Source organism: Acetobacter pomorum, from assembly GCF_002738225.1.
In the GTDB taxonomy this organism is placed as follows: Bacteria; Pseudomonadota; Alphaproteobacteria; order Acetobacterales; family Acetobacteraceae; genus Acetobacter; species Acetobacter pomorum.
This window is the reverse complement of sequence record NZ_PEBQ01000144.1, coordinates 199,430-225,480: the sequence shown is the minus strand read 5'-3', so window position 1 is coordinate 225,480 and position 26,051 is coordinate 199,430. Positions and strand designations below refer to the sequence as shown.

Here is a 26,051-nt window from a genome sequence, read left to right as displayed (position 1 = left end):
GAAATTTTGAAACTGGCGGTTTTCTCCCGCTTCTGTGGCACGGTTTTCTGTTTGGTTTTATTCGGCCTGAATCAGTCCGGAAAGCTCCATCCGGCGGCGAGATTCGGCAATACCATCTGCCACGGCCAGAGCCGCCGCCAGAGCACGCCGACCAGCATTTGCGTCCACCACCACAGGGGCACCATCCAGGCACGCAGCAACAAAAGCTTCGTGTTCGGCCAAGAGCGAATCATGCTCCTTCCATGTGATGTGCTCACGCCGGAATCCACCCGTACCCGGCAAGGGCAAGCCACGCTCTCGGCCAATCATTGTCAGCTCCCGTTTTACGAAATCGGCGGACAGGTAGCCTTCTTCAGAGAACAGACGCATGCGCCGTTCTGTTTTAAGTGAGATACGGCTGGCGGTAATGGTGGCCACACACCCGTTTTCAAACCGCACACGCGCATTGGCAATATCTTCATGCGCAGAGCTTACGGCTGCCCCCAAGGCATCCACCTGCGCAATGGGGCTATCTACAATGGCCAGAACCAGATCCAGATCATGGATCATCAGATCCAGAATAACGGATACATCCGTGCCGCGCGGCTTATAGGGGGCGATACGTGTGGCCTCTATATAAAGCGGGCGTGTAATACGCTGGGTAATGGCATCATGCTCGGCAGAATAACGGAGCAGATGCCCAACCTGACACACCAGCCCGCTCTCATGCGCCAAGGTCACAAGAAAATCTGCCTGCTCCAGCGTGGCTGCTATGGGTTTTTCCACCAGCACATGCTTGCCAGCGCGCAGCGCCTGCACAGCCAGTTCAAAATGGAACTCTGCCGGGGCCGCTACCACCACAGCATCACACGCAGCCAGCAGGGTATCCACGTCCTGCATAACGGGGCATCCGGCTTCCTTTGCCACCAAGGCGGCACGCTTGGTATCGGGGTCAAACAGCCCTACCAGCGTTTCCCGCGCAACATGGCGCACTTTCAAGGCATGAAAACGCCCAAAATGCCCGGCTCCGATAACGCCAACCCTGAGTGTTTCAGCCATGAAATCCGCCTTCTTTTTCTGCACCACAAGACTACACTCAGGCGTAGCACCCCCGCAGCCGAATGCAAGCCGCCCCCAACAACAGGCAGACCTGCCGCAAACTGATGCAGTTTGGCCACGTACATCTGGGTGTGGCGACCATACAACAGGTATGAAACGCGAATAATGCAGCACAACGGTTGCATCCCGCCTGCCGGGGCGGCATGTTCCGGGCAAGAAAACTGCAAGCGATCAGGTGAGAATGTATTACAGCCGCCTCAAACTGGCCTCGGTGCTGGGCGTGTGCCTGTTGGGCCTGCTGCTGTGCCTACCCAATGGTATGCGCAAGCCTTTCCCTTCCATACCATGGCGTCAGATCCATCTGGGGTTGGATTTGCGGGGCGGGTCCTACCTGCTGATGCAGGTTGACCTTAAAAGCCTTACACATGACAGGCTCCAGACACTGGCGGAAAACACGCGTGATACCCTTCTGAAATCTCAGTTGGGTTACCAGAATATCAACGTGGATACTGATAAAAACACTGTTTCCTTCCAACCGCGTGATGCGGCTGAGACGGATGCAGATGTTGCCACGCTGGATAAACTACCCCGCGTTGTGCCCAATGAATTCAGCGTAAAAAAGCAGGATGATGGCACAGTCGCCCTCGTGCTTTCAGCCGATGCCATCAAGGCCCGCGCGCGTGATGCTGTCACCCAGTCTATCGAGATTGTGCGGCGGCGTATTGATGGCACCGGCGCGGTAGACCCGGAAATCACTCGCCAGGGTGATGACCGGATTGTGGTGGAACTGCCCGGCATCAGTGATCCAGAGCGGATCAAGGCACTACTTGGCACCACCGCCAAAATGACCTTTCGGCTGGTGGATTCCAACCCGGTGCACGCCACCTATCCGCCGCCGGGTGTAAGCCTTGTACCAATGGCCAACCCGGCTGAAGGAGGTCCCCTGCCCGTTTTTGACCATGTGGATGTGGACGGCACAGACCTGACAAATGCTGGCGCCGTAATTGACCAGCAGACGGGCGAATGGGCGGTCAGCTTCTCGTTCGATTCAGTTGGTACACGGGCATTTTCATCTGTTACGCAGGCCAATGTAGGCAAACGCTTTGCCATTGTTCTGGATAACAAGGTGGTGGAAGCCCCTGTTATCCGCACCCCCATTACAGGTGGCAACGGGCAGATTACGGGCGGGTTTGACGCCCAGAAAGCCACGGATCTGGCCCTTATGCTCCGGGCTGGCGCACTGCCTGCACCGCTGAGCGTGGTAGAACAGCGCAGCATTGGACCATCCCTTGGGGCCGATTCCATTCGGGCTGGCATTCTCAGCCTTGGCGTTGGTTTTTTGCTGGTTGTGGTCTTTATGGTGCTGTTTTATGGCCGCTTTGGCTGGTACGCAGATGTTGCCCTGCTGGCCAATCTTATTCTGATGGTGGCTATTCTCTCTCTCTTTGAAGCCACACTCACCCTGCCGGGTATGGCAGGTATGCTGCTGACCTTGGGGATGGCGGTGGATGCCAATATCCTGATTAACGAGCGCATACGCGAGGAAGTGGCCCGCGGCCGCACGCCTCTGGCCGCCATGCAAACCGGGTTTGAACGCGCCACTTCCACCATTGTAGATAGTAATGCCACGGCCTTTTTGGCCCATGTCATGCTGTTTGTCTTTGGCACGGGGCCGGTGCGTGGCTTTGCGCTGACCATTACCATTGGTATTGCCACCACGCTGTTCACCACCCTGCTGCTTTCCCGCATGCTTATGGCCCGCTGGTATGCGCGTACGCGCCCTGCCAGCCTGCCTGTCTGAAGCGAGGCCATTATGTTCGGACGTCCTCTTCTGCGTTTTGTGCGCAAAGACACGCATATCAACTTCATGCGCGGCCGGTACATGGGGCTTATTGTCTCGGCTGTGCTTTCTATTGCCTCTATCATTTTGTTCTTCCACCCCGGTCTGACACTGGGGCTGGATTTTAGAGGCGGCATTGTGGTGGAAGCCAAAACCAGTGGCCCTGCAGATTTTGGCAAGCTGCGTGCGGCATTGGCAGCGCAGCATATTTCCCATGCCTCACTTCAGGCCTTTGGTGCACCTGATGATGTGCTGATCCGCCTTGATGCGGGCGATAACCAGAACACAGATGCCGTGGTGGACACGGTGCGCCGCGCGGTAACAGAAGCACAGCCGGGCACCACCATTTTGCGGGCCGATGCTGTTGGCGCTTCTGTTTCTGCCGAGCTGTTCCGCAATGGCATGCTGGCCCTTGGGCTCAGCCTAGCCATGATTCTGGCTTACATCTGGTTCCGCTTTGAATGGGAGTTTGCCCTCAGCGCCGTTATTACACTGGTGCTGGATCTCACCAAAACCATGGGCTTTCTGGTGCTCACCGGTTTTGAATTTGACCTTGTTATGGTGGCTGCCATTCTGACCATTCTGGGGTATTCCACCAATGATAAGGTGGTGGTGTATGACCGCGTGCGTGAAAACCTGCGCAAATATCGCACCATGCCGCTGATGGAACTGATCAACCTGTCCATTAACGAAACACTGAACCGTACTTTGGGCACATCCTGCACCGTATTTCTGGCAGCGCTTCCGTTAGCACTGTGGGGTGGTGCCACACTTTCCGGTTTTGCATGGACAATGCTGTTCGGCATTGTGGTGGGCACTTCCTCCTCCATTTTTATTGCCGCACCATTGCTGCTGTTTATGGGAGAAGGCAGATTGAAACGCGGCGCCAAGGCGCCTTCCGCTCCGGCACAACAGAAAAGCTGATCTGTCTTTATTTATCTGCACCACACCAACAAAAAACGGAGCGGGTTATACACCCTGCTCCGTTTTTTTATGCTTAATGGATAAAACCGGGAGTGAGTGGAGGCGGAAGGAGAATGGGGCCAGACACTGCTGGTGAAAGAGGCTGAGCGGGTTGCTCTATAGCGCCAATAAAATCTTCCACTTTCTGGCCGGCCTGCCGCAGCGTGCTGCGGGTTGGTTTATCCCGAAAAGCCAGAATGGCCACAAGCGCATTTTTGTCTGTTGTAACGATGTTGAAAACCTGAGCTGGCGGTAGGTCTTCTGTCATCATACGTCCGCGCGCCATACCATTGGCAATAACGTAGCTGTAAAGCAGCGTGCGCGGTGTTTCCTGCACCTTAAGGCCGTGTGAGCTTTGGCACCCGGCCAACCCAAAAATAGCCAGAACACCTAAAGCTGAACGAAAAAAAACCGGAAAGCTGGATCGGGAGCGCTTCATACAAGAAGCATATCCCATATCCTACTTTCCGGAAACAGATCACACACCCACCATTTTATAGTTATGGTGGCACATGCAAGGCGGATTAGCCCTGATGTGGAGCCTGATCTTTATTGTTGGCTGCCAGTTCATCACGAATCTGCTCAAGCAGAACTTCGGTTTTGGAGGGCGGCGGCGGTGCCTTGGGCTGTTCATCTTCACGCACATGCAGGCGTGTCAGAGCTTTTACCATCCAGAAAATGGCCATGGCCACAATCAGAAACTGGATTACAGCGTTCAGGAACAGGCCAATGTTCAGCGTAACGGCACCGGCTTTCTGGGCTTCTGCCAGAGTGGCCAGATGCGGGCCTTTAAGGGTGATAAACAGGTTGGAAAAATCAATCCCGCCAATAAGAAGGCCAATAAGTGGGTTGAAAATGTCTTTTACCAAGCTGTTTACAATTGATGTAAACGCAGCACCAATAATAACACCAACAGCCAGATCAACAACATTACCGCGCATAATGAATGCCCGGAATTCGCCCACCCAACCTGGGGCATGGACGTGAGACTTAAGGTCAGCCATACAAAAAATCCTGTAAATACTGGGAAATACTGCCCTGAATTAGCCGTTTTAGCGCTGCGCTCTCAAGCCCATAGTATCCAAATGGATAGACTTTTCTTAATATTTCATGCGTTCTGTAGCACAAATGCAGCACAAACGGTGTAATTGGCCATTTATTTGCGGCGTATCTTCATCTTGCCAAGCAAAACAAAATGAACGGTTGATCCAACACACGCATTTCGTTTATATGCACGGCACTCTTGGCCCGGTCGGTATCGGGCCCTTTCTGCTGTAACGAAAGAACCAGTTTCATGAAACCCGGCATTCACCCCGATTATCACGAAATCAATGTTGTCATGACCGATGGCACGGAATTCAAGACGCATTCCTGCTATGGCAAGGCTGGCGACACACTCCGTCTGGATGTTGACCCCAAGTCTCACCCAGCATGGACAGGCGTGCAGCGTATGCTGGATACCGGGGGCCAGGTTGCCAAGTTCAACAAGCGTTTTGCTGGTATTGGCACCCGCAAGAAAGGCTGATTTTTCAGTTCTTTACGCAGGTTCAAAAGCCCCGCCTCTTGAAAAAGAGTGCGGGGCTTTCCACGTTCAGAGGGATGGAAATGCCCGTATATGGGGTTTCCGCCAAACAACGCTGCCGGGCAGATTGCCTTCGGGGGTCTTGGCAAAACCGGCAGAACCTTGCTGAACGAGGAGGTTCTTACATGAGTTACGATTTTACACCGCTGCTGCGTACTGCAATTGGGTTTGACCGCCTGGCACAGGTGATGGATAGCGCTGCCCGGTCTCCCGGCAATTCCAGCTTCCCTCCTTATGATATCGCTAAAACGGGAAATGATCGGTACACGCTGACAATGGCGATAGCTGGCTTTGGGCCGGATGATATTGAATTGATTGTGCAGGATAACACGCTTGTTGTTTCTGGCCGTGTCACCACACCGCAGGATGAAGGCGAAATCTTGCATCGTGGTATTGCACGCCGCGCGTTTGAGCGCCGTTTTGCACTGGCAGATCATGTTGAAGTGACCGGCGCGGAAATGAACAACGGCTTGCTCCGTATTACTGTGCAACAAATTATTCCCGATGCACTCAAACCGCGCCGCATTCCGGTTAAAACCGTCAATTCCACACCTGCGGAACATACCGTGGTTTCCGCTGCCCAACAGCCGACACAACCGCAGGCCCCGCAAAGCATAGCTACAGCGGCCTGATAACGGCACAGTGCGCATAAACCATATATTGGCAAGGTAAGGGGAAGCTGCGGCTTCCCCTTATTTTATTTGTGCAGAATGTAGGTGTTGTGTGCATTGCGGCTTGACCTGAAGCAGCCACTCCCCCCATATCGTGGCACAGATGCGCGCCGGCAGGCACGCAGGCCTGCGGAACACGTTCCGGGCCGTCAAGTTCCCGGTGCCTGCGCAAGCGCCGCCCGACGACAGGAATACAAAACCATGACGACCCTACCGTTAATGCCCAAAGCAACCGCTGTGTGGCTGATTGAAAAAACAGCGCTCAGTTTTGAACAGATTGCCGCTTTTTGCGGTATGCACCCGTTGGAAGTGCAGGCCATTGCAGATGGCGAAGTGGCACATGGCATTGTCGGTTATGATCCGATTGCGAATCATCAGCTCAAGCAGGAAGAAATCCAGCGTTGTGAGAAAGACCCCAACGCACGGCTGAAAATTCTGCCAACCAACAATCCTGTACGCCGCCGCTCCAAAGGGGCGCGTTATACGCCTGTTGCCAAGCGTCATGATCGTCCAGATGGCATTGCTTTTCTGCTACGCAACTATCCGCAGCTGAGCGATCAGCAGATTGTCAAGCTTCTTGGCACCACCAAAGATACCATTGCAAAAGTGCGCAACAAGCAGCACTGGAACACCCCCAACATCAAACCGCGTGATCCGGTAACAGTGGGGCTGTGCAGCCAGACAGACCTGAACGCTGCCGTGCATGAAGCCAATATGCGTCTGGAACGTGAAGGGCAGGAAATTCCTGCACCTGTTACAGACGTGGAAAGCTTTAGTATTTCTGAAGAATAAACCGCGTTATAGTCTGAGGCAGAAAAACAATCGTTTTCTGCCTCAGAAATGTTCAGTGTGCCAAATTGAATATCAGGTTGAAAGACGCTCTATTTCTTCCTTAATTCGCAATTTCTGAAGTTTCAGGCACATCAACACGCGCGCGTCCGGTCTGGGGCGTCCGCCTTCGCTCATAATTTTCTGATCAATACGGAAATGGCGCGTTTTAAGACTTTCGATCCTTGAAAGGCGTGTCATTTGTGGCCTCCACTCGATTGATGACCCGTCAACGCTAACGTACCGAGGTCAAGAAAGTTCATGTTAATTTCATATATCGTGCCCTTCTGGTATGCAGCCTGAGCATGGAAGTTTTTTTGTAATCCTGGCTGGCGTCCGGGCCTTACATGGTAAACACTGCTTCGGGCATGCTATTCACTTTGCGGGCCGCCACACCCGGCGCACGATTCCGCACCAATGGTGAAGGAGACAGGACATCATGCTGCGAGATCGCGATTTACTGCTTGCCCAACTGCATGAACTCCGGAGTGAACACAGAGATCTGGATACGGTTATCAACCGCATGGCGCATGAAACCACTTTTATTGACCAACTCTATCTCCAGCGGCTGAAAAAACGTAAACTTCTGTTAAAAGATCAGATTACCAAGGTTGAAAGCCTTCTGATCCCTGATGACATTGCCTGAACCTCTCCGTTACAGACTTTAAAAAACCGGATAGATACCCACCGTGAGCGAAACCGCCCCCCTGCCCTCTGCTTCCAGTGCTTTAGAAGATAAAGCAGCCTCTGCCCCCGTTGTGGGCATTATCATGGGCAGCCAGTCAGACTGGGAAACCATGCGCCATGCAGACGCATTGCTGACAGAGCTGGAAATTCCGCATGAAACCCTCATTGTTTCAGCACATCGTACTCCAGACCGGTTGGCGGATTATGCGCGTACGGCAGCCGAACGCGGCCTGGATGTGATTATTGCCGGAGCTGGTGGAGCTGCGCATCTGCCGGGTATGTGCGCGGCATGGACACGCCTGCCCGTGCTGGGTGTTCCGGTAGAATCTCGCGCTCTTAAAGGCATGGACAGCCTGCTTTCCATTGTGCAGATGCCCGGCGGCGTGCCTGTGGGCACTTTGGCTATTGGGGCATCCGGCGCCAAAAATGCCGCCTTGCTGGCCGCCTCCATTCTTGCACTGCATAACCCGGCCCTTGCCGCACGCCTTGAAACATGGCGCGCATTGCAGACGGCCTCTGTCCCCAACTCTCCCATTACCGAAGATAAATGACCTCTTTACATTCTCCGCTTAAGCCCAATGCCGTTATCGGCATTGTGGGGGGGGGCCAGCTTGGCCGCATGTCTGCTGTTGCTGCCGCGCGCCTTGGTTTTCGCACGCATATTCTTACGCCAGAGGCCAACGGCCCGGCGGCTCAGGTCTCTCACTCCGTAACATGCGGCAAGTATGATGACCCGACAGCACTGGATGCCTTTGCCCGCGCTGTTGATGTTGTTACCTTTGAATTTGAAAACATCAGCGCAGATGCACTGGACCGCCTAGCCAAACACTGCCCTGTTCATCCTTCGGGGCATATTCTGCGCATCAGTCAGGACCGGTTGGCAGAAAAAACTTTTTTTGCTTCTGCGGGTATTCCGCTCGCGCCATGGCATCCGGTTACCGATGTCAAAACGCTACACGAAGCCGCAGAAAAAGTGGGTTTGCCGCTGATTCTCAAAACCACTCGCAATGGATATGATGGCAAAGGCCAGCGCCGTGTGCATCACATCCATGATCTGGAAGAGGCTTTCAACGCTCTGGCACCACATCCTCTGGTTGCAGAAGGTATGGTGGATTTTGCCTGCGAGATTAGTGTTATGGTGGCGCGTGGTGCAGATGGCACGGTAAGGTGCTTTGACCCGGCCCTGAACCGGCACTGGAACGGTATTCTGGATCTGACATTAGCCCCCGCCCCCATTGACCCAGATATTGCCACGCAGGCCATAAAACTAGCCACCACCATTGCAGAAAAGCTGGAGCTGGTTGGTATTCTGGGCGTTGAAATGTTTGTTGATCGCACCGGCAACCTGCTGGTGAATGAAATGGCCCCGCGCCCCCATAATTCTGGTCATTGGACCATGAATGCCTGCCCGCAGGACCAATTTGACATGCATATCCGTGCAGTTGCGGGGCTGCCTTTGCCACACGCTGTGCGCCATTCTGATGCGATCATGAAAAATCTGGTCGGGCCGGAAGATATGGCGCTGCTGCCGCAAATTATGGCCACGCAGGGCTTTATTCCACATCTATATGGCAAGGCAGAAGCCAGAGTGGGCCGTAAAATGGGGCATGTAAATGTTCTGTTCCCCTACGGTGCGCTGCCAGGCAATTTGGGTATTCAGGATGCCTTGGGCCCATTGGCCACCAAAACGGCCGCTGTGGAAGAAGAGACATCTGCCAGTTAAGGCACTGCGTGAAGCAGATACTTACAAAAACCCTGCTTCACGCATGCTCAACAGCTTTTCTCCGGCAACAATGATATGATCCCAAACATGGATATTCATAATTTTTGCCGCCCCACAGATTTGGTTTGTCATCACTACATCATCGGCTGAAGGTGTTGGGTCACCGCTGGGGTGGTTATGCACCAATACCAACAGGGTTGCCTTTAATTGTAGCGCGCGGGCTACAATTTCCCGCGGGTAAACGGGAGTATGGTCTACGGTACCCTGCCCCATAATATCGTCAGCCAGAAGTTGATGCTGGTCATTTAGAAAAAGAACACGCACTTGCTCGCGCTTTTCCGGCCCCATTATGGCCCGCAAATAAGCATACAGCTGTTGTTGTTCTGCCAATATGCCGGAATGTTGCAATCTTGCACGCTGGATACGCAACCCGGATTCACGCACCAGCATAAGCAGAACACGCACAGCTTCTGGCAAAGTTTTTATACTTTTACTTGTTTCCTGCCAACTTACTGCAGCCATTACTGCTGCCAGACTTCCATATTCTTGCAATAAATTCTGTGCCTGTTCATTTGCTTTTATATTCCTGGGCTGCGCTTGCAATATAAGGCTGCATAACAGGGTAAAATCCGTATCTTCTGCTCCCGGAAACGTCTGCTCTGCGCGCTCATGCATTTCGGCGGCAAATGGAACGGTTTGCGCAGTTGCAACATTCAGCCGGAAATGTGTAGCATCAGCAAATTGACCGGTGGCATTTTTTTCTGACTTTGTGGGCGGACGCTTCAAGATTTTGAACCTGCAGAGTGATTAAAGCTGCGCCATTCTCCGCGTCCTATAGCAATATGATCATGCACCTCCACAGCCAACAATGGGGCGCTCCGCTGTAATTCCCGCACAAATGGTGCATTTTGTGCAAGGCTTTCATCCAACGTTTGATCTTCCGCTACCAGATCCACAGTTACCAATGCGCAGGCATGCAAGGCCAGTGCACGTTGCAAAACCTGCGCCACAGCATGCCGAATACAGGCCATGGCTTCATGGCTGCTGTCTTCATGCAAAAAGGCCGGCACAGTTTCATCCGCAATCAACTGGTTACGGCTATCCAGAAACAAAGCCCGCACCTGCCCTTTGGGCGTATGCGCCAGATACACATCTGCATATTCTAAAATACTGTCCCAGTTCCCCAAAAAACGGCGTGATTCTGCACCATTTTCTGGCAACCTGTCTGCCACGCGGGCCACATTCTGTAATAATGCCGCACTGGCGCGCGTTACACCGCCAATCTGGCGCAGATCTTCTTCTTTTGCTTCTATAACTGCCTGAAAAGAGCCAAACGCATTGATAAGGCTTTTAGCCAGCGGCTTTGTATCCTTACGCGGAACCCCAACATACAACAGCATTTCCAGCAATTCATAATCAGCAAGAGCAGCGGCTCCCTGCGCCATTACCCGCTGGCGCATGCGTTTACGATGCCCTGTGGGGCCAGTACTTTCAAAAGCAGGTATGGAAGCTTGAGGCGCAGATTGACAACCTTGGGTTGTGCCAGCCTTTGCAACGGAATGCTCAGGCTTTTTTTGCCTTTTCTGTCCCGCTGACTGTCTCTCCATTCCATTGCTCCGTTTGGCCTGAAGCGCACATGCTTATATAAAGGCATGGTGAATACGTCCGAACACCCCTCCGCCCCGCTTTTTTCATCTCCGTCTGCCTCGGGTGACAGTTATCTGGCTCGTCTCAACCCCGAACAGCGCGCAGCTATTGAAACAACGGATGGCCCTCTGCTTGTGCTGGCTGGTGCTGGCACAGGCAAAACACGGGTTTTAACCACCCGCTTTGCGCATATCCTGCTTACGGGCCGCGCCAAGCCGTGGCAGATCCTGACAGTAACCTTTACCAATAAAGCTGCGCGCGAAATGCGTGAGCGTATCGGCCTGCTTTTGGGCAGTCCGGCAGAAGGGTTATGGTTGGGCACATTTCATGCCCTATGCGCGCGTATGCTCCGCCGCCATGCGGAATATGTGGGGCTGACACAAAGTTTTACCATTCTGGATACGGATGATCAGCTACGCCTGCTTAAACAGGTGATGGCACCGTGGCAGATTGATATCAAACGTTGGCCAGCACCGGGCCTTTTAGGCGTGATCCAACGCTGGAAAGACCGTGGGCTAACCCCCGAGCGCATTACCCCCACCGAGGATTCGGACTTTGCCAATGGCCATGCCCGCGCCATTTACACCGCGTATCAGGCCCGCCTGAAGCAGCTAAACGCCTGCGATTTTGGTGACCTGATGCTGCATGTGACCGAGATCCTGCGCACACGGCCAGATGTGCTAGCCCAGTATCACCGCCTGTTCCGTTACATTCTGGTGGACGAGTATCAGGATACCAACACCATTCAGTATCTCTGGCTGCGCCTGCTGGCCAAACATGCCGAAGGCCCAGCCAATATCTGCTGTGTGGGGGATGATGATCAGTCCATCTACTCATGGCGCGGCGCGGAAGTTGAAAACATTCTGCGGTTTGAAAAAGATTTCCCCTCCGCCAAGGTTGTACGGCTGGAACGCAATTATCGCTCCACCCGGCATATTCTGGGGGCTGCCGCAGGGCTTATTGCCCATAATAGCGAACGGCTGGGCAAAACACTCCGCCCCGGTCGAGAAGATGCAGAAGGTAAAAAGGTTAGCGTCACTGGTGTTTGGGATTCGGATACAGAAGCCCGCATGGTGTGCGAACACGCCGAGAAACTGCGCGGGCAAGGTCATGCCCTGAACGAAATGGCCATTCTGGTACGTGCGGGCTTTCAAACCCGCGCGTTTGAAGAGCGCCTGATGCAAATGGGCCTGCCTTACCGCATTGTCGGCGGGCTGCGTTTTTATGAACGCGCAGAAATACGTGATGCACTGGCCTATATGCGCGTATTAAGCCAACCAGTGGATGATCTGGCTTTTGAACGCATTATCAACGTGCCCAAACGTGGTGTTGGCCCGGCCGGGCTGCAAAAGCTACATGCAGCAGCACGCGCCAATAACCTGCCCCTTACAGGCGGCACGGAAAAACTGCTGGAAGATAACGCCCTTAAAGGAAAATCTGCCGCCCATTTACGCCAGTTGATGGAAGCCTTTGCCAGCACGCGCGATATTCTGGCGCGCGAAGGACATGTAGTGGCCGTAGAACACCTGCTGGAAGAAAGCGGGTATCTGGACATGTGGCGGCAGGATCGCTCCCCCGATGCACCGGGGCGGTTGGAAAACCTGAAAGAACTGACGCGCGCACTGGCCGATTTTGGAACTCTGGGCGAGTTTCTGGAGCACGTTGCTCTTGTTATGGATCATGATGAAAACGGGCAGGATGATTACCTGTCCATCATGACGCTACACGGCGCCAAGGGGCTGGAGTTTGATACGGTATTCCTGCCCGGATGGGAGGAAGGCGTTTTCCCTTCCCAACGCACGCTGGATGAAGGCGGCCTGAAAGGGTTGGAGGAAGAGCGCAGGTTGGCTTATGTGGGCATTACACGTGCCCGGCAGGAGGCCATTATCTTTCATGCTGGCCGCCGGCGTATTTACGCCAACTGGCAGCCCTCCATGCCCAGCCGCTTTCTGGATGAACTGCCAGATGAGCACGTGCTGCGCCATGATGAAGGCAGCACATTCCAGCGGCAGGGGCTTAACCTGTCCGAATCCGTATTTGATAACGGCCCCCTTATTGCCCGCCGTAGAAAAGACCCCATGCTGGAGGCCGCACCAGCTCTGCAACTGGGCGACCATGTGCGCCACCCCCGCTTTGGCGAAGGTATCGTGATTTCAGCAGATCGGCACCATGTTGAAGTGTCTTTTGATTCTGTTGGCACCAAACGTCTTCTTTCATCCTTTATCGAGAAAATCTAATGGCTCCTCCTTCCCGCCGTCATGCCACCAGCCTTGAAACCATTTCTGTCACTGTGCCGGAAGCGGCGGTGGAAGCTTACGAAAACGCCATTGGCAGCGTATGCGCCACAGTTGGCATTTTTGAAGCCAACCCCGAAGGCACCCAATGGCGGGTGGAAGGTGTAAAAGACACCGGCCACCGGGAAGATGAACTGGCAGCAGCCCTTGCGTTGGCAGAACTCACCAGTGGTGTCAGTGCCCCGCTGGAACGCACCAGCACAGAAGCCGAAGGCTGGCTGGCCCGCACGTATGAGGCTTTTCCCGAACAGGAAGTGGGCCGCCGCTTTGTGGTGCGTGGCACGCATTTGCCCGATTCCAAAAATGCCACGCGCATTGTGCTGACACTGGATGCGGGCGTGGCTTTTGGATCTGGCGAGCATGGTTCTACCCGCGGGTGCCTGCGTGCGCTGGAACGTGTGGCTTATCGCCACCCGCGCCGTATTCTGGATCTGGGTTGTGGCACCGGTATTCTGGCCATGGCTGCTGCGGCATTATTGCACCAGAACGTCCTGGCTGTGGATATTGAACCGTGGTCTGTGCGTGTAGCGGCACAAAATGCCAAGCGTAACCAGCTGGGGCGCGCCATGACATGCCGGCTGGGCAATGGCTGGAAAACCCCTGCCATTTGGAAAGCCGCCCCGTTTGATCTGGTTTTTGCCAATATTCTGGCACGCCCCTTATGCCTGATGGCCAAGGATCTGGCGCGGTATCTGGCCCCCGGTGGCACAGTTATTCTGGCCGGGTTGCTGCGCACACAGGTGCGCATGGTGCTGGCAGCACACCGCCGGCAGGGTTTGGTGTTGGAGCAGGAATTGGTGGAGGGAGAATGGGCCACCCTTATCCTGCGCCGCCCCAATCTTCCTATCCGCAAAACAGCCTAAGCAGCTTTATCTTTTCCTACGTTATTTCAGGACACGGTTTTCATGGCGTCTGCATCTTCTACCCGTCTTGCCGCACTGCGCACCCTCCTGCAACGCGAAGAGCTGGATGGCCTGATTGTGCCCCATAGCGATGAATTTTTGGGGGAATACACGCCAGCCTGCGCAGAGCGTCTGGCATGGCTAACAGGTTTTACAGGCAGCGCAGGCACCGCCATTGTACTACCGCACACAGCCGCCGTGTTTTCTGATGGACGCTACATTACCCAAATGGATCAGCAGGTAGATGGCACTTGCTGGCAACGCCTGCATATTAGCCAGACACCGCCCGCCTTATGGCTGAAAGAGCAAACCAAACCGGAAACCCGCGTGGGGTATGATCCGCGCGTTATGAGTGTTGCGGAACTGCGCCCGTTCGCAGCCCAAAGTGGGGTGAAACTGGTACCCACCACGCGCAATCTGGTAGATGATATCTGGGCAGACCGCCCTGCATTTCCCGCATCACCAGCCTGTGTACATCCCCTTGCTTTTGCGGGGAAAAGCTCTGTTCAAAAGCGGCAGGAGATTTCTGCAATTCTTACGCAGAATGGCCAGGATGCTGCGGTTTTAAGTGATTCAGCCTCTATTGCATGGCTACTGAATATTCGTGGTTCCGATATCCCCTGCACACCTGTGGTGCTGGCATTTGCACTGGTGCACGCAAACAGCTCGGTTGATCTGTTTATTGCACTACAAAAAGTTTCGACAAATATCAAAGACTGGCTCGGCACTTCTGTGCGTGTTCACGCGCCGCAGGATATGGAGCAGGTTCTAGCAACGCTCAACGGTAAAACCGTTGGGGTTGATCCTGCCAGCAATGCTGTCTGGTTTGGCCAAACCCTTACCCGGTATGGTGCAACCGTGCAGGAAACACCAGATCCGTGCCTGCTGCCCAAAGCGTGCAAAAACAAGGTGGAACAGGCTGGCATGCGCACAGCCCATCTGCGAGATGGCGTGGCCCTGTGCCGTTTTTTGCATTGGCTGGATACAAAAGGCCACAACTGCACAGAACTTGAAGCCGCCAAACGGCTTGATGCCTTCCGGGCTGAAGGCAAGGACTACCGGGAAGAATCTTTTCCCGCCATTTCCGGCTCTGGCCCCAATGGCGCAATCATTCATTATCGTGTCACGCCGCAAAGTGACCGGAAATTACACGACGACGAAGTCTATTTGATTGATAGCGGCGGCCAGTACCCTGAAGGCACAACAGATGTGACCCGTACAGTCTGGACGGGCCCCAATGCCCCTCCTGCTAGCCTGAAAGACGTCTTTACCCGCGTGCTGAAAGGCAATCTGCGCTTGGGCCGTGCACGTTTTCCGGTTGGCACCAAAGGCCATGCGCTGGATGCACTGGCGCGGTTTGACCTGTGGCAGGCCGGGCTGGATTATGATCATGGCACTGGCCACGGCGTTGGCAGTTTTCTTTCCGTGCATGAAGGGCCCGCCCGTATTTCCAAAATGCCCTCTCCCATTGCGTTGGAGGAAGGCATGGTGATTTCCAACGAGCCCGGATTTTACAAACCCGGCGCTTACGGCATCCGGTTGGAAACACTGGTGATGGTCCGCCCCGATCATACGACAGATTCTGAGCGTGCTTTTCTGGAATTTGAAACCCTTACATTGGCCCCTTTTGACAGGCGGCTGATTGACCCGGCCCTGTTAGGCCCGGAAAATACGGCCGTGCTGGATGCGTACCATGCTCAAATCTTGGATCAGGTAGGCCCTCACCTGCCATCTGATGCACAGAAATGGCTGAAAACGGCATGCGCACCTCTCAAGAGGGCGTGAGAGACGGAGTCTTTCCCCTCTGGTCACGAAATTGAGAATCGCGTGCACCGTAAAACGGGCGCAAAACAGGCTACGAAGTTGAAGGGAGCTTCTCAGAATGACGACAGACAGCAAGACCATTCCAGCCACTCTTATTGCAGGTGATGGCATCGGCCCTGAAATTGTTGAATCAGTTACCGAAATTCTGGATACCGTTGGTGCCCCATTTGTATGGGATCGCCAGCTGGCCGGTATGGCGGGTGTGGACGCGGTAAATGACCCGCTGCCCAAACAGACAATTGAAAGCATCCGGCGCACGGGCCTGGCCCTGAAAGGCCCGCTGACAACGCCTGTTGGTGGTGGGTTCAAATCCATCAACGTAACCCTGCGTCAGGAATTTGGCCTGTTTGCCAACCTGCGCCCAACCAAAACCATCATTCCCGGTGGTCGGTTTGATGATATCGACCTTGTTCTGTTCCGTGAAAACCTTGAAGGTTATTACGCAGCAATGGAACACTACATTCCGGTGGGTGAAGACCCCAAAGGCATTGCGCTGAGCTCCGGCTTTAACTCCCGCGCAGAATGTCGCCGGATTGTAAAATTCGCCTTTGAATATGCGGTCAAGAACAACCGTAAAACGGTGACCATTGTTCACAAGGCCAATATCCTCAAACTGCTGACAGGCCTGTTCCTTGAAGAAGGCCGCAAGGTTGCAGAAGAATATAAGGGCCGCATTGAATTCAATGAACGGATTGTAGATGCCTGCGCCATGCAGCTTGTTATCAACCCGTGGCAGTTTGATGTGATTGTGACCACCAACCTGTTTGGTGACATCCTTTCTGACCTTACGGCCGGTCTGGTTGGTGGTTTGGGTATGGCACCGGGCGCAAACATTGGTGAAAAAGCCGCTGTGTTTGAAGCCGTGCACGGTTCTGCGCCTGATATCGCAGGCAAAGGCATTGCCAACCCGCTGGCTCTGCTGCTGGCAGCCGTTATGATGCTGCGCCATGTAAACCGGAATGATCTGGCTGACCGTATTGATGCCGGTATCAAAAAGGTTATCACCAACGGTACGGTGCGCACGAAGGATCTGGGCGGCAATGCCTCCACAAAGGATCTGACGGCAGCTCTGAAACAGGCTGTTGCCTGATACTTTGCATTCCGGCTGTTCAAAAACCGATTGCGATGGAGAGGGAGCCTTATGGCTCCCTTTTCTTTTGGCCATACATCGCATTAGGGTAAGGCATGACCCGTTCTTTTGGTGGCCTGTGGCCTGCCCTGCCCCTTTCTGATTGCTTCCGCATTGATGTGGAACCACCACCTCCGGCGGTTTCGGCTGATATTGAGCAGGAAATCACGCGCCTATGGCAACAAGCCTGTAAGGCCACGCCGGCTCTGTTTAATGGCTGTGTGTTTTCAGCTTCCCGCGTAACGCGCACAGCTATTAAAGGCTACTGGACAGAATATCGCCGCGTCTTTGCGCAAATGAAGAATCCTGCACTTTTTGCGTATCTGCGCCTGCAACCTCTGGCTGTTGTGGGGCTGTTGCGCACGCCAGAAGGATATGTGCTGGGCCGGCGTCACCCTTCATCCATCTATCAGGGAAATTTCTGGCAAAGCCCACCTGCTGGCAGCATTGAAAAACGCACAAACACACAGAGTGTGCATCTGGCCGAGCAGATTCTGGCCGAAGCCAAGGAAGAACTGGGGCTGGATGCACAAAGTCTCCAGGTCAGCCGCCCAATTATGGCGGTGAGGCACCCCAAAACCCGCGTGCTGGATATTGGGCTTATGATCAAAACCCCGCTTTCCTTTAAAAACGTAAAAGAAAGCTGGGAACACCATGCTAACAGGGAATATGACCAACTGGCTTGTGTGCCTGCCCAGAACATAGCAACATGGATGGCACAAAACGCCATTTTGCCCACCAGCCAGTATCTTTTACAGCATGAAGCAAAAGGCAGAATGCCGCGCATTTTGTAATACGCGGCAAATACATTGCTTATTTAATTTCTATGCCAATCTGTTTGATATCATGAAAACTGATATCTGGATTCTGCTCTTCTGTACGGCGCATCATAAACGCTGAGGTAGCCAGAAATACCGGATCATCATCCAGATCATCCGCCATAGCGGAGCGATGTGCTGCGGCAAAAGCCTCAATTTTCTCACGCGGGCCGGTAATCCAGCGTGCCAGAGAATAAGGTGTGGAATCAAAGCCAATGGCCACGCCGTATTCTGCTTTCAGGCGAGATTGCAACACATCAAGCTGCAAGGTACCCACCACCCCAACAATGGGTTGCGCACCATCTTGCGGGCGAAATAGCTGCACCACGCCTTCTTCTGCCAACTGCACCAGCGCCTGTTTGAGCTTTTTGGCCTTCATGGCATCATCCAGCCGTACACGGCGCAGGATTTCCGGGGCAAAGTGTGGCACGCCGGTAAACTGGATATCTTCACCTTCCGTCAGTGTATCGCCAATACGCAAGGTGCCGTGGTTGGGAATACCCACCACATCACCTGCAAAGGCTTCTTCCGCCAGATGCCGGTCCTGCGCAAAAAAGAACTGCGGCGTATGCACGGCAAAGCTTTTGCCCGTACGCGTGTGCTTCAGGCGCATACCGCGGCTGAGCTTGCCAGAACAGATACGGGCAAAGGCAATACGGTCACGGTGGTTGGGGTCCATATTCGCTTGAATCTTGAACACGAGCGCCGTCATGTTTGGCTCCGTGGCCTTTACCACGCGGGTTTCTGCGGCCTGGTCACGCGGTGGCGGGCCGAAGGCCACCAGTGCATCTAGCAGATCGGTCACCCCGATTTCCTTGATGGCACTCCCGAAAAATACGGGGGTAAGGTGCCCGGCATCGAAGGATTCTTTATCAAACTCTGGCAGCGCGGCTTCCACCAGTTCCAGCTCCTCACGCATCTGCACAAGGCGGGCATCATTTTCCGGTAGCTCAACCGTTGTGTGCAGCTTTTTGGTGAGAATATCGTACGTACCAACAAACGTGGCCGCACGCCCAACCGGCCATGTGGCGGGTGATGTATCCAGCGCGAGGGATGATGCAATTTCATCCAGCAGGGCAAACGGATCCTGCGCCTCACGGTCCATCTTGTTGATGAAGGTAACAATCGGAATATCGCGCAGGCGGCAAATCTCAAACAGTTTGCGTGTGCGGTCTTCAATACCCTTGGCGGCGTCAATCACCATGACGGCGGAATCAACGGCTGTTAGGGTACGATAAGTATCTTCGGAAAAGTCTTCATGTCCGGGCGTATCAAGCAGGTTGAACACGCAGCCGCCGTAATCGAACGTCATGACCGAGCTGACAACGGAAATCCCACGGTCCCGCTCAATGCCCATCCAGTCAGACCGTGTGCGGCGGCGTTCACCCTTGGCGCGCACGTTGCCCGCCATCTGAATAGCCCCACCTGCCCTCAATATCCGTTCTGTCAGCGTGGTTTTACCGGCATCCGGGTGCGAGATAATAGCAAAGGTCCGGCGGCGGGTAATGTCACTGCTAAGCGGGGCGGATGCGGTATCAGACATAAGGGCTCTGTTCCGAAACAAACATGAGTAAAAACGGCAAACGCCGGATGAAGGGAAACCCCTCCACCCGGCGCGGCATAAAACGAACCTAACCGCCGATTAGCGGGAGTAGTATTCAACCACCAGATTCGGTTCCATCTGCACCGGATACGGCACATCGGAAAGCTGCGGGCCACGCAGATACGTGCCCTTCATCTGGCGATGATCCACTTCCATGTATTCCGGCACATCGCGTTCGGAAGACTGTGCGGCATCCAGAACAATAGCCAGCTGCTTGGACTTTTCACGCACTTCGATAACGTCACCATCCTTCACGAGGTAGGAAGGAATGTTCATCTTCTTGCCGTTAACCAGAATGTGGCCGTGGCTGATGAACTGACGGGAAGCGAACGGCGTGATCGCAAACTTCATGCGGTACACAACGGCATCCAGGCGGCGTTCCAGCAGGTTGATCAGGTTTTCAGACGTATCACCCTTGCGGCGCACGGCTTCCTGATAATAGCGGCGGAACTGCTTTTCTGTAATGTTGCCGTAGTAACCCTTCAGCTTCTGCTTGGCCATCAGCTGAACGGAAAAGTCAGACGGCTTGCCCTTACGGCGCTGGCCATGCTGGCCCGGACCATATTCGCGACGGTTAACCGGAGATTTGGCGCGACCCCACAGGTTTACACCAAGGCGACGGTTAATTTTATACTTGCTCTCAAGGCGCTTGCTCATAGTGCGCTCTTCTCTCTTAACAGGCGGAACATCGGGCGGATGTCCGTCGTTACACCGGTAGTCTCCGTCCACCACGGATCGGAGCGGGCGCAAACCGTATTACCAGCGGGGCATGTTCCCCTACTGGCCGATTTGTCCACATTCCCGGCAATGGAGGCAGGAATTACGAAACCCCGGGCGCAGTGTCAACTTTTTCCATTGCGCTTTCTTCTATTCTGCAGTGCATAGTCGTGAACATTGGAACACAAAATTGAACAGAAAGGATTGCTTAGCATGCCATTTGCCAAAAAATGGGGGCTATTTGTGGGGTTGGGCCTCGCCCTGATCATATTGGGTTTTATTGCCTGTATTGATGCTGTTTCCGTTACCCTTGCCAGTACCATCTTTATTGGCGCGCTGCTCATTGTGGCGGGCATTATGCAGCTGGTGCATGCTTTTGCCGTGCGGGATTGGGGCGGCTTTATGTTCTCCCTGTTGTGCGGGCTGCTTTATGCAGCTGGTGGCTACCTTCTTATAAAAGAACCTGCCACCGGTTCTGTGGCCATTACCATTTTTGTATCTGCCTGCTTTGTGGTTGTGGGGGTACTGCGCTGTGTTCTGGCCCTGCAAGCACGCGGCATGCCCGGCTGGGGCATTATTCTGGGCAGTGGGCTTATCAGCCTGCTGGTGGGCCTGTGTCTTTACTTCACCCTGCCGTGGTCTGGCCTGTGGCTGATTGGCACGTTTGTGGGCGCAGAACTGATTGTAAGTGGCATAAGCTGGCTACAAATTGGCTTGGCCCTGCGCCAGAGCAACTCTGTGCCCCCACCCATTACCCGCCTGTAAATTTTACAACACAAATATAAAAATGGCGTGGAGCTTACAGGTCCACGCCATTTTTTATATCTACATGCCAGAACTATTTTGTTTCATCCGGCGGTGGTGGTGCATCCTCTTTTGGGGCCAGTAGCATAAGCGCATCCTTACCGGCATCATCCTCCACCTTCCGATTAGCCCCCGGCAAAAGAGCTATTGGCCGCTCTCCTGCTTCCCGCTTACGCAAAATGCCCTGAATATTTTCCAGCACTATGGGGTAATCTTCTATCAGACGTTTGAAGCGGCTGGCTGTAATGACCATGAAATGCCCAAACTGCACGGCACGAATGGTGCCGGGGCACCGCCAGTTATGCAGAGCTTCCTGCGCGCCTATCAGATCCCCCGCGCCATACAGCACATCTGCCCCGGCCACGTGGCTTTCTGCCAGACCGGCACTGATAAAATAGATAGCGCGCATTTTGCGCCCTTTTCGGCAAATAACCTCCTGCGGAGCCACAAAGCGCAGAGATGTTGTGGTGGCCAGATCATGCAGTTCCGCCCCGGGCAGCCCCTTGAAGATGGCGGCATGTTTTAGCCGGTCTTCTATACCACTGCGCAAATCAAAGCTCATCCGCTTGACCAGACGATGCCTGCGGCGTTCCAGCTCTTTGAGCAGTTCCCGGCTCAGCTCATCACTGATCAAGGATTCTGCCAGCAGAGTGGTATATTCCTCGCTTTCCAGACGCAGGGCTATCTGGCGGAAAATGCGGTTTTCCAGCGCCTCGGCATAGCCATGATAATGCAGCCGCAGGGTTTCCAGTGCCTCATCCAGCAACTTGCGCTGGCGAGAGAGCACCTCGGCCACAATTTCTCCAATACGGCTCCCCAGCGTGGGTTCCAGCCGTTCGTGCATGAAGCGTGTGAGCGAGATGGAAATAAAATGCGCCACCATTAGCATTTCAAACCGTTCCGCCATGCACAACATCAGCGGCCGATCCAGACGCAAATGATTATGCACCCACTGCGCAAGTTTGAAGCGTAGAGAGGGGCTCAGCCGCTTGCGCAATGCCCGCACATACCCCAAACGCCCTTCCAACCGTGCACCATCAATAGCTGCTTCAGAAGACCGCAACAGCGTTTCCATCACCCGGCGGGAAAGCCCTTGCATGCGGAACAGGTCCAACAGCATGGAGCGTTCCTGACTGGCTATGGTAATCAGCGCCAGATTAACGCGCTGGATATCGGAGAGCGCACGGTCAAACTCGTTAGCGGCCTGCTCTTCCTCCGCACGGCGCGCCAGATGATCCACAACCGAGCGTGTGGCATCTGCGCTAAAACCAAGCTCATCCCCCAATTCCTTGGCGCGATTACAGACATTGCCCAGCCCAATGCTGAGCACCTGATGGCGCATGGCCTCATCAATGGGGGAAAGCCGGTCCAGCTTGAGAAACAGCACAAGAGACCGCAGCGTGGTGCCGTTAACCAGCAGCGTGATCAGCACAAACCCGGTGGCAATAATCCCGATAAAATGCGCAACAGGAGTGGAAACATGCTCGTTTTCCGTAACAGCCAAGGCCAGCGCCAACGTAATGGCCCCGCGCAAACCACCCCACACCATTGTTACCTTGAACGGTGTTGGCACGGGGGGAGAAAGGCGTGTCCATGCCAATAAAGGCAACATGCCAAACACCACGGCTGCACGCGCCACCAAACCAGCCACGCTGGCAATAAGAATAAGCACCCAGTCCCACCGGGTCATGCCCACCAGCAGGCGCGGCACCAGCATGGAGGCCAGCACAAACACCAAGGACCCCGCCCAGAACACCAACTGTTGCCAAAGCTGATTGAGAAACAACCACGTTTGCGGCCGAATGGTGGAAGGCCCGTAAACAGAGAGCGTAAGCCCGGCTGCCGCTGTGGCCACCACCCCGGAAACCCCCAGAATTTCATCTGAAAGGATGTACACAACGTAAGGCAGCGCGACAGTAAGCGTAATTTCCGCCGCCGAACTGGCAATGGCAGACATCATGACCAATGTCAGCCGCCCAACAACCACCCCGACAATCAGCGCCCCCACAAAGGAAACCACAAACGAGATGAGCGCATCACCCAGATGGATGGCCTTGTGCAGCGTGACAGACGGCAAAAGGATGGAAAAGATGGAAATGGCGGCGGCATCGTTCAGCAGCGCCTCACCTTCCACAAGCCGGGTCAGGCGTGTTGCAGCACCAATATCACGGAAAATACCCGCCACGGCGGACGGATCCGTGGTGGCCACAATAGAGCCAAGCAGCAGGCAGACCACCAGCGGCATCTGGGCAAATGGGTATAGCGCAAAGCCAATAGTAGCTGTGGCAATCACCACGGCCACCACAGCCAGCAGCAAAACAGTGCCTGTTTCATGCGCGAGGCGGCGCACATCTATGGCCAGCGCGCCCTGAAACACCAGCGCAGGCAAAAAGATAAGTAGAAACTCTTCACTATTCAGCGGGAAATCAAGCAGTGCTTCTGCAATGCCATTAAGGGCCGTGCTGTGGGTGCTGCGCAAGACAACATCTGCCAGAGAACCAATGATAATACCCACAATGGCCAGCAGAACCGTTTCAGACAGTTCCAGCTTGCGCGCAATGGGCTGCACGGTGCTAACCACCACCAAAAGCAGTGCAATAACAAGCAGTACCGCTGCCAAACCCGTTACCGCCATGCCACGCTATTCCCTATTTCCAACACCAACATCCACACTGCGCCTGCCGTTATCATCATGATAAGGCAAGGAAATGGCAGCCTGCGCACCTTATATGCGTTACCCCTAACATGGCATACCCTTTCCCCACCATATTCCCCAGAGGCATGGCCTCATTATTCCCTCATTTTCCACCCATTATGTGGCGGTACATGGCTTGCACGCCACATATTGAGCACCTACCGCTTTAGTCTTGGCGCGCGGCGCCAAACAGCGCTATGTTGGAGATATTATGATGAGACAGTTTTCTTCAGTGCGGCGCGCTCACAAGGTCGCCCTTTTGTTGCTGGCCGGGTTTGGCCTTGCTGCCTGTGGGCATGAGCCGCACCGGCATTATTATCACCCTAATTCCAACCATGGGCGCGCGGCTCCGGGTTGGTATCGCCCCCCTCTTACCCCGCAGCAGGGCACCAACCCGTATAAGCACTCCACCACCAACTATGGCGGCGGTGCCATGCGTTATGACCAGTAAATTCGTACGAATCTGCATTGTTATCGCCACAATAATTGTGGGTATAATGATGGTGTCATCCCTTTACAAAAACCTGAGCACGCTCATGACATCATCTTCCCCCGAAGCGGCTTTGGAGCAGAGTTCTGGCCAGTAAATCAGGCAGATTGGTGCGCTTTGCCTGCTTTTGTGTTCTGCTTGCTGCCAGCACCACAAAAGCAGGTATGGCAGCTCATGCGTCTGATACTCCACTTGTGCCGCCACACCCACACATAGGGGGCACTCTGCGGTTGGTTGCCGCATCCTCTGGCGGCACATTGGATCCACAGATCAATTACACCGGCAAATACATCAATCTGTTTGCCGGTGTGTATGATGGCTTAACAACCTTCCGCAAAGCAGATGGTTTGGCCGGGGCAGAGGTTGTGCCGGATCTGGCAGAGCAGCTTCCGCAGCCTGAAGATGGTGGGCTAACCTATACCTTTCACCTGCGTGAAGGCATTACTTTCTCTAATGGTCAGCCTGTTACAACCGCGGATGTTGTGGCCTCATTCCGCAGGATTTTCCGTGTGGGCAGCCCAACCGCTGGCGCTTTTTATGGGGCCATCAAAGGAGCAGATGCCTGCCTGCGCGCACCTGCAAGCTGCAAGCTTGAAGGTGTTGTGGCAAACCCTGCCACACGCAGCATTACCTTCCACCTGACAACACCGGATACGGAATTTTTACATAAGCTGGCCTTTACACATGCCGTTATTCTGCCAGCCAATACGCCCGACCATGATACCGGTAACGTGCCCCTGCCAGGCACCGGCCCCTACCAATTGACAGCATATGACCCAAACCGACTTTTAAAGCTGGAACGCAACCCGTATTTCAAGGAATGGAACGCACAGGCCCAGCCTTCTGGTTATCCTGATCGGATAGAATACACTTTTGGCATTCCTGACGAAGCCGCTGTAACGGCTGTGGAAAATGGGCAGTATGACTGGATGGCAGACCCCATTCCACTAGACCGGCTGGGAGAACTCGGCAGCCGTTTTGCAAGCCAGACACATGTATTACGGCACCCGGCCATGTATTTTCTGCCCATGAACATGCGTGAGGCCCCTTTTTCTTCCCTCAAGGCGCGGCAGGCCGTAAATTACGCACTTAACCGCAAGGCCATGACCATTTTATATGGTGGCCCCGGTATTGCCCGTCCGTTATGTGGAATGCTGCCTTCCACTTTGCCGGCATCCTCCACACAATGTTTTTATACCAAAGATGCCTCTCCCCAATCTCCCGCGCCCATGTGGCGTGGAGTGGACATGGAAAAAGCCCGTAATCTGGTGCGTGAAAGCGGAACATACGGCCAGAAAGTTACCGTAATTGCCGCCAATACCAGTGTGGATCTGGCGATGGGAACATGGGTGCGGGATATGCTGCAAAATCTTGGTTACCATGCCAATCTGCGCCCGCTGAGCAGTGCGCTGGCTTTTTCTTACATGCAGAACTCGGATAACCACGTGCAGATTGGCGTGGCATCATGGTCTGCCGATTATCCCTCTGCCTCCAATTTTCTGGATGCCCTGTTGGGGTGTGAAAATATTCATCCCGGTTCAGACAGTTCCATCAATATTCCCGGCTTTTGCAATCATGATGTGCAAAGCCTGATGGATAAAGCCAAAACGGATGTAAGCCTGCCTGTCCAGGCACAGAACGCCCTGTGGCAGGAAGCAGACAGGCTGGTGATGGAACAGGCCCCCGTAGCCCCGGCCATTGAAAAAGATGCCGTGATTTTAACATCCCCACGCCTGAAAAACCTGCTGTTTACAACCGTAAACCAGCTTTTGTTCTCTCAGGCATGGGTGCAATAA

At 54.2% G+C, this 26,051-nt stretch carries 26 protein-coding genes; 17 read left to right on the top strand and 9 right to left on the bottom strand.

The features are described from left to right. Nucleotides 1-57: 57 nt before the first annotated feature. Nucleotides 58-1,038, bottom strand: a complete 981-nt coding sequence (locus CSR02_RS11210) for a Gfo/Idh/MocA family protein (RefSeq protein ID WP_099541672.1) — start codon at nucleotides 1,036-1,038, stop codon at nucleotides 58-60. Nucleotides 1,039-1,273: 235 nt separating this feature from the next. Between CSR02_RS11210 and secD the strand changes: the two genes are divergently transcribed. Then, nucleotides 1,274-2,839: a protein translocase subunit SecD gene (gene secD / locus CSR02_RS11200; protein ID WP_183172560.1), complete on the top strand. Its 1,566-nt coding sequence runs from the start codon at nucleotides 1,274-1,276 to the stop codon at nucleotides 2,837-2,839. Between the two features lie 12 nt (nucleotides 2,840-2,851). Then, nucleotides 2,852-3,802, top strand: coding sequence for a protein translocase subunit SecF (gene secF / locus CSR02_RS11195; protein WP_099541669.1), 951 nt, complete (start codon nucleotides 2,852-2,854; stop codon nucleotides 3,800-3,802). Between the two features lie 73 nt (nucleotides 3,803-3,875). Here secF and CSR02_RS11190 read toward each other — a convergent pair whose 3' ends face one another. Both CSR02_RS11190 and mscL read right to left on the bottom strand, forming a co-directional pair. After that, nucleotides 3,876-4,298: a hypothetical protein gene (locus CSR02_RS11190; protein WP_099541668.1), complete on the bottom strand. Its 423-nt coding sequence runs from the start codon at nucleotides 4,296-4,298 to the stop codon at nucleotides 3,876-3,878. 67 nt (nucleotides 4,299-4,365) lie between these two features. Beyond that, nucleotides 4,366-4,845, bottom strand: coding sequence for a large conductance mechanosensitive channel protein MscL (gene mscL, locus CSR02_RS11185; RefSeq protein ID WP_042786656.1), 480 nt, complete (start codon nucleotides 4,843-4,845; stop codon nucleotides 4,366-4,368). A gap of 290 nt (nucleotides 4,846-5,135) precedes the next feature. Between mscL and rpmE the strand changes: the two genes are divergently transcribed. The 3 genes from rpmE (at nucleotide 5,136) to CSR02_RS11170 (ending at nucleotide 6,886) form a co-directional block, all read left to right on the top strand. Then, a complete protein-coding gene (gene rpmE, locus CSR02_RS11180) occupies nucleotides 5,136-5,366 on the top strand; it encodes a 50S ribosomal protein L31 (RefSeq protein ID WP_042786657.1) in 231 nt (76 codons plus the stop codon). A 182-nt stretch (nucleotides 5,367-5,548) separates the two neighbouring features. Next, nucleotides 5,549-6,055 carry an Hsp20 family protein gene (locus CSR02_RS11175; protein WP_099541667.1) on the top strand — a complete coding sequence of 169 codons (507 nt, stop codon included), beginning with the start codon at nucleotides 5,549-5,551 and terminating at the stop codon, nucleotides 6,053-6,055. 240 nt (nucleotides 6,056-6,295) lie between these two features. Continuing rightward, nucleotides 6,296-6,886: a DUF1013 domain-containing protein gene (locus CSR02_RS11170; protein ID WP_042786839.1), complete on the top strand. Its 591-nt coding sequence runs from the start codon at nucleotides 6,296-6,298 to the stop codon at nucleotides 6,884-6,886. A 72-nt stretch (nucleotides 6,887-6,958) separates the two neighbouring features. On the opposite strand, the gene CSR02_RS11165 is transcribed toward CSR02_RS11170, so the two are convergent. Beyond that, nucleotides 6,959-7,123 (bottom strand): YdcH family protein, encoded by a 165-nt coding sequence (locus CSR02_RS11165; RefSeq protein WP_095045800.1) that lies wholly within the window; start codon nucleotides 7,121-7,123, stop codon nucleotides 6,959-6,961. Nucleotides 7,124-7,361: 238 nt separating this feature from the next. Between CSR02_RS11165 and CSR02_RS11160 the strand changes: the two genes are divergently transcribed. From CSR02_RS11160 to CSR02_RS11150, 3 genes are read left to right on the top strand one after another with little or no spacing between them, the layout of a single operon-like run. Beyond that, nucleotides 7,362-7,568 (top strand): YdcH family protein, encoded by a 207-nt coding sequence (locus CSR02_RS11160; protein WP_042786659.1) that lies wholly within the window; start codon nucleotides 7,362-7,364, stop codon nucleotides 7,566-7,568. Nucleotides 7,569-7,611: 43 nt separating this feature from the next. Next, nucleotides 7,612-8,160: a 5-(carboxyamino)imidazole ribonucleotide mutase gene (gene purE, locus CSR02_RS11155; protein WP_099541666.1), complete on the top strand. Its 549-nt coding sequence runs from the start codon at nucleotides 7,612-7,614 to the stop codon at nucleotides 8,158-8,160. Further along, on the top strand, nucleotides 8,157-9,332 hold the full coding sequence (locus tag CSR02_RS11150; RefSeq protein WP_099541665.1) for a 5-(carboxyamino)imidazole ribonucleotide synthase: 1,176 nt from the start codon (nucleotides 8,157-8,159) through the stop codon (nucleotides 9,330-9,332). Before purE ends, CSR02_RS11150 begins: the two co-directional genes overlap by 4 nt. A 21-nt stretch (nucleotides 9,333-9,353) precedes the next feature. Here the strand turns inward: CSR02_RS11150 and CSR02_RS11145 are convergent, their stop codons facing one another. Together CSR02_RS11145 and CSR02_RS11140 are read right to left on the bottom strand one after the other, a co-directional pair. Next, complete coding sequence (locus CSR02_RS11145) at nucleotides 9,354-10,118, bottom strand: JAB domain-containing protein (RefSeq protein WP_042786661.1); 765 nt, start codon at nucleotides 10,116-10,118, stop codon at nucleotides 9,354-9,356. After that, nucleotides 10,115-10,939: a JAB domain-containing protein gene (locus CSR02_RS11140; RefSeq protein WP_099541664.1), complete on the bottom strand. Its 825-nt coding sequence runs from the start codon at nucleotides 10,937-10,939 to the stop codon at nucleotides 10,115-10,117. The genes CSR02_RS11145 and CSR02_RS11140 overlap by 4 nt, the downstream gene beginning before the upstream one ends. A gap of 45 nt (nucleotides 10,940-10,984) precedes the next feature. On the opposite strand from CSR02_RS11140, the gene CSR02_RS11135 reads away from it, so the two are divergent. The 5 genes from CSR02_RS11135 (at nucleotide 10,985) to CSR02_RS11115 (ending at nucleotide 17,922) form a co-directional block, all read left to right on the top strand. Further along, nucleotides 10,985-13,216, top strand: coding sequence for an ATP-dependent helicase (locus tag CSR02_RS11135; protein ID WP_099541663.1), 2,232 nt, complete (start codon nucleotides 10,985-10,987; stop codon nucleotides 13,214-13,216). Further along, on the top strand, nucleotides 13,216-14,136 hold the full coding sequence (locus CSR02_RS11130; protein ID WP_042786664.1) for a 50S ribosomal protein L11 methyltransferase: 921 nt from the start codon (nucleotides 13,216-13,218) through the stop codon (nucleotides 14,134-14,136). The genes CSR02_RS11135 and CSR02_RS11130 overlap by 1 nt, the downstream gene beginning before the upstream one ends. Before the next feature lie 42 nt (nucleotides 14,137-14,178). After that, complete coding sequence (locus tag CSR02_RS11125; RefSeq protein ID WP_099541662.1) at nucleotides 14,179-15,960, top strand: aminopeptidase P family protein; 1,782 nt, start codon at nucleotides 14,179-14,181, stop codon at nucleotides 15,958-15,960. Nucleotides 15,961-16,057: 97 nt separating this feature from the next. Continuing rightward, nucleotides 16,058-17,089: an isocitrate/isopropylmalate dehydrogenase family protein gene (locus CSR02_RS11120; protein ID WP_042786666.1), complete on the top strand. Its 1,032-nt coding sequence runs from the start codon at nucleotides 16,058-16,060 to the stop codon at nucleotides 17,087-17,089. A 95-nt stretch (nucleotides 17,090-17,184) separates the two neighbouring features. Further along, nucleotides 17,185-17,922 (top strand): phosphohydrolase, encoded by a 738-nt coding sequence (locus CSR02_RS11115; protein WP_099541661.1) that lies wholly within the window; start codon nucleotides 17,185-17,187, stop codon nucleotides 17,920-17,922. Between the two features lie 19 nt (nucleotides 17,923-17,941). Here the strand turns inward: CSR02_RS11115 and CSR02_RS11110 are convergent, their stop codons facing one another. Then, the gene (locus tag CSR02_RS11110) at nucleotides 17,942-19,489 is read right to left on the bottom strand and encodes a peptide chain release factor 3 (protein ID WP_099541660.1); all 1,548 of its coding nucleotides are present in this window, start codon (nucleotides 19,487-19,489) and stop codon (nucleotides 17,942-17,944) included. A gap of 99 nt (nucleotides 19,490-19,588) precedes the next feature. Beyond that, on the bottom strand, nucleotides 19,589-20,206 hold the full coding sequence (gene rpsD, locus CSR02_RS11105; RefSeq protein WP_003622919.1) for a 30S ribosomal protein S4: 618 nt from the start codon (nucleotides 20,204-20,206) through the stop codon (nucleotides 19,589-19,591). 273 nt (nucleotides 20,207-20,479) lie between these two features. Here rpsD and CSR02_RS11100 point away from each other — a divergent pair, with 273 nt between their 5' ends. Further along, complete coding sequence (locus CSR02_RS11100) at nucleotides 20,480-21,031, top strand: HdeD family acid-resistance protein (RefSeq protein WP_042786669.1); 552 nt, start codon at nucleotides 20,480-20,482, stop codon at nucleotides 21,029-21,031. Nucleotides 21,032-21,104: 73 nt separating this feature from the next. Here CSR02_RS11100 and CSR02_RS11095 read toward each other — a convergent pair whose 3' ends face one another. Further along, nucleotides 21,105-23,705 (bottom strand): cation:proton antiporter, encoded by a 2,601-nt coding sequence (locus CSR02_RS11095; RefSeq protein WP_099541659.1) that lies wholly within the window; start codon nucleotides 23,703-23,705, stop codon nucleotides 21,105-21,107. 271 nt (nucleotides 23,706-23,976) lie between these two features. On the opposite strand from CSR02_RS11095, the gene CSR02_RS11085 reads away from it, so the two are divergent. From CSR02_RS11085 to CSR02_RS11080, 3 genes are all read left to right on the top strand, one after another. After that, the gene (locus tag CSR02_RS11085; protein WP_099541777.1) at nucleotides 23,977-24,216 is read left to right on the top strand and encodes a hypothetical protein; all 240 of its coding nucleotides are present in this window, start codon (nucleotides 23,977-23,979) and stop codon (nucleotides 24,214-24,216) included. Continuing rightward, nucleotides 24,206-24,352: a hypothetical protein gene (locus CSR02_RS16645; RefSeq protein ID WP_167384134.1), complete on the top strand. Its 147-nt coding sequence runs from the start codon at nucleotides 24,206-24,208 to the stop codon at nucleotides 24,350-24,352. Before CSR02_RS11085 ends, CSR02_RS16645 begins: the two co-directional genes overlap by 11 nt. Before the next feature lie 67 nt (nucleotides 24,353-24,419). Further along, nucleotides 24,420-26,051, top strand: coding sequence for an ABC transporter substrate-binding protein (locus CSR02_RS11080; protein WP_306417290.1), 1,632 nt, complete (start codon nucleotides 24,420-24,422; stop codon nucleotides 26,049-26,051).

Coding starts and splice junctions, on each gene's coding strand:
- CSR02_RS11110 (WP_099541660.1), bottom strand. CDS start 19,489: ATGTCTGATACCGCATCCGCCCCGCTTAGCAGTGACATTACCCGCCGC.
- CSR02_RS11160 (WP_042786659.1), top strand. CDS start 7,362: ATGCTGCGAGATCGCGATTTACTGCTTGCCCAACTGCATGAACTCCGG.
- CSR02_RS11210 (WP_099541672.1), bottom strand. CDS start 1,038: ATGGCTGAAACACTCAGGGTTGGCGTTATCGGAGCCGGGCATTTTGGG.
- CSR02_RS11085 (WP_099541777.1), top strand. CDS start 23,977: ATGATGAGACAGTTTTCTTCAGTGCGGCGCGCTCACAAGGTCGCCCTT.
- CSR02_RS11170 (WP_042786839.1), top strand. CDS start 6,296: ATGACGACCCTACCGTTAATGCCCAAAGCAACCGCTGTGTGGCTGATT.
- CSR02_RS11100 (WP_042786669.1), top strand. CDS start 20,480: ATGCCATTTGCCAAAAAATGGGGGCTATTTGTGGGGTTGGGCCTCGCC.
- CSR02_RS11135 (WP_099541663.1), top strand. CDS start 10,985: ATGGTGAATACGTCCGAACACCCCTCCGCCCCGCTTTTTTCATCTCCG.
- rpsD (WP_003622919.1), bottom strand. CDS start 20,206: ATGAGCAAGCGCCTTGAGAGCAAGTATAAAATTAACCGTCGCCTTGGT.
- mscL (WP_042786656.1), bottom strand. CDS start 4,845: ATGGCTGACCTTAAGTCTCACGTCCATGCCCCAGGTTGGGTGGGCGAA.
- CSR02_RS11080 (WP_306417290.1), top strand. CDS start 24,420: ATGGCAGCTCATGCGTCTGATACTCCACTTGTGCCGCCACACCCACAC.
- CSR02_RS11175 (WP_099541667.1), top strand. CDS start 5,549: ATGAGTTACGATTTTACACCGCTGCTGCGTACTGCAATTGGGTTTGAC.
- CSR02_RS11095 (WP_099541659.1), bottom strand. CDS start 23,705: ATGGCGGTAACGGGTTTGGCAGCGGTACTGCTTGTTATTGCACTGCTT.
- CSR02_RS11140 (WP_099541664.1), bottom strand. CDS start 10,939: ATGGAGAGACAGTCAGCGGGACAGAAAAGGCAAAAAAAGCCTGAGCAT.
- CSR02_RS11120 (WP_042786666.1), top strand. CDS start 16,058: ATGACGACAGACAGCAAGACCATTCCAGCCACTCTTATTGCAGGTGAT.
- CSR02_RS11150 (WP_099541665.1), top strand. CDS start 8,157: ATGACCTCTTTACATTCTCCGCTTAAGCCCAATGCCGTTATCGGCATT.
- rpmE (WP_042786657.1), top strand. CDS start 5,136: ATGAAACCCGGCATTCACCCCGATTATCACGAAATCAATGTTGTCATG.
- CSR02_RS11125 (WP_099541662.1), top strand. CDS start 14,179: ATGGCGTCTGCATCTTCTACCCGTCTTGCCGCACTGCGCACCCTCCTG.
- CSR02_RS11165 (WP_095045800.1), bottom strand. CDS start 7,123: ATGACACGCCTTTCAAGGATCGAAAGTCTTAAAACGCGCCATTTCCGT.
- CSR02_RS16645 (WP_167384134.1), top strand. CDS start 24,206: ATGACCAGTAAATTCGTACGAATCTGCATTGTTATCGCCACAATAATT.
- CSR02_RS11130 (WP_042786664.1), top strand. CDS start 13,216: ATGGCTCCTCCTTCCCGCCGTCATGCCACCAGCCTTGAAACCATTTCT.
- CSR02_RS11115 (WP_099541661.1), top strand. CDS start 17,185: ATGACCCGTTCTTTTGGTGGCCTGTGGCCTGCCCTGCCCCTTTCTGAT.
- CSR02_RS11190 (WP_099541668.1), bottom strand. CDS start 4,298: ATGGGATATGCTTCTTGTATGAAGCGCTCCCGATCCAGCTTTCCGGTT.
- secF (WP_099541669.1), top strand. CDS start 2,852: ATGTTCGGACGTCCTCTTCTGCGTTTTGTGCGCAAAGACACGCATATC.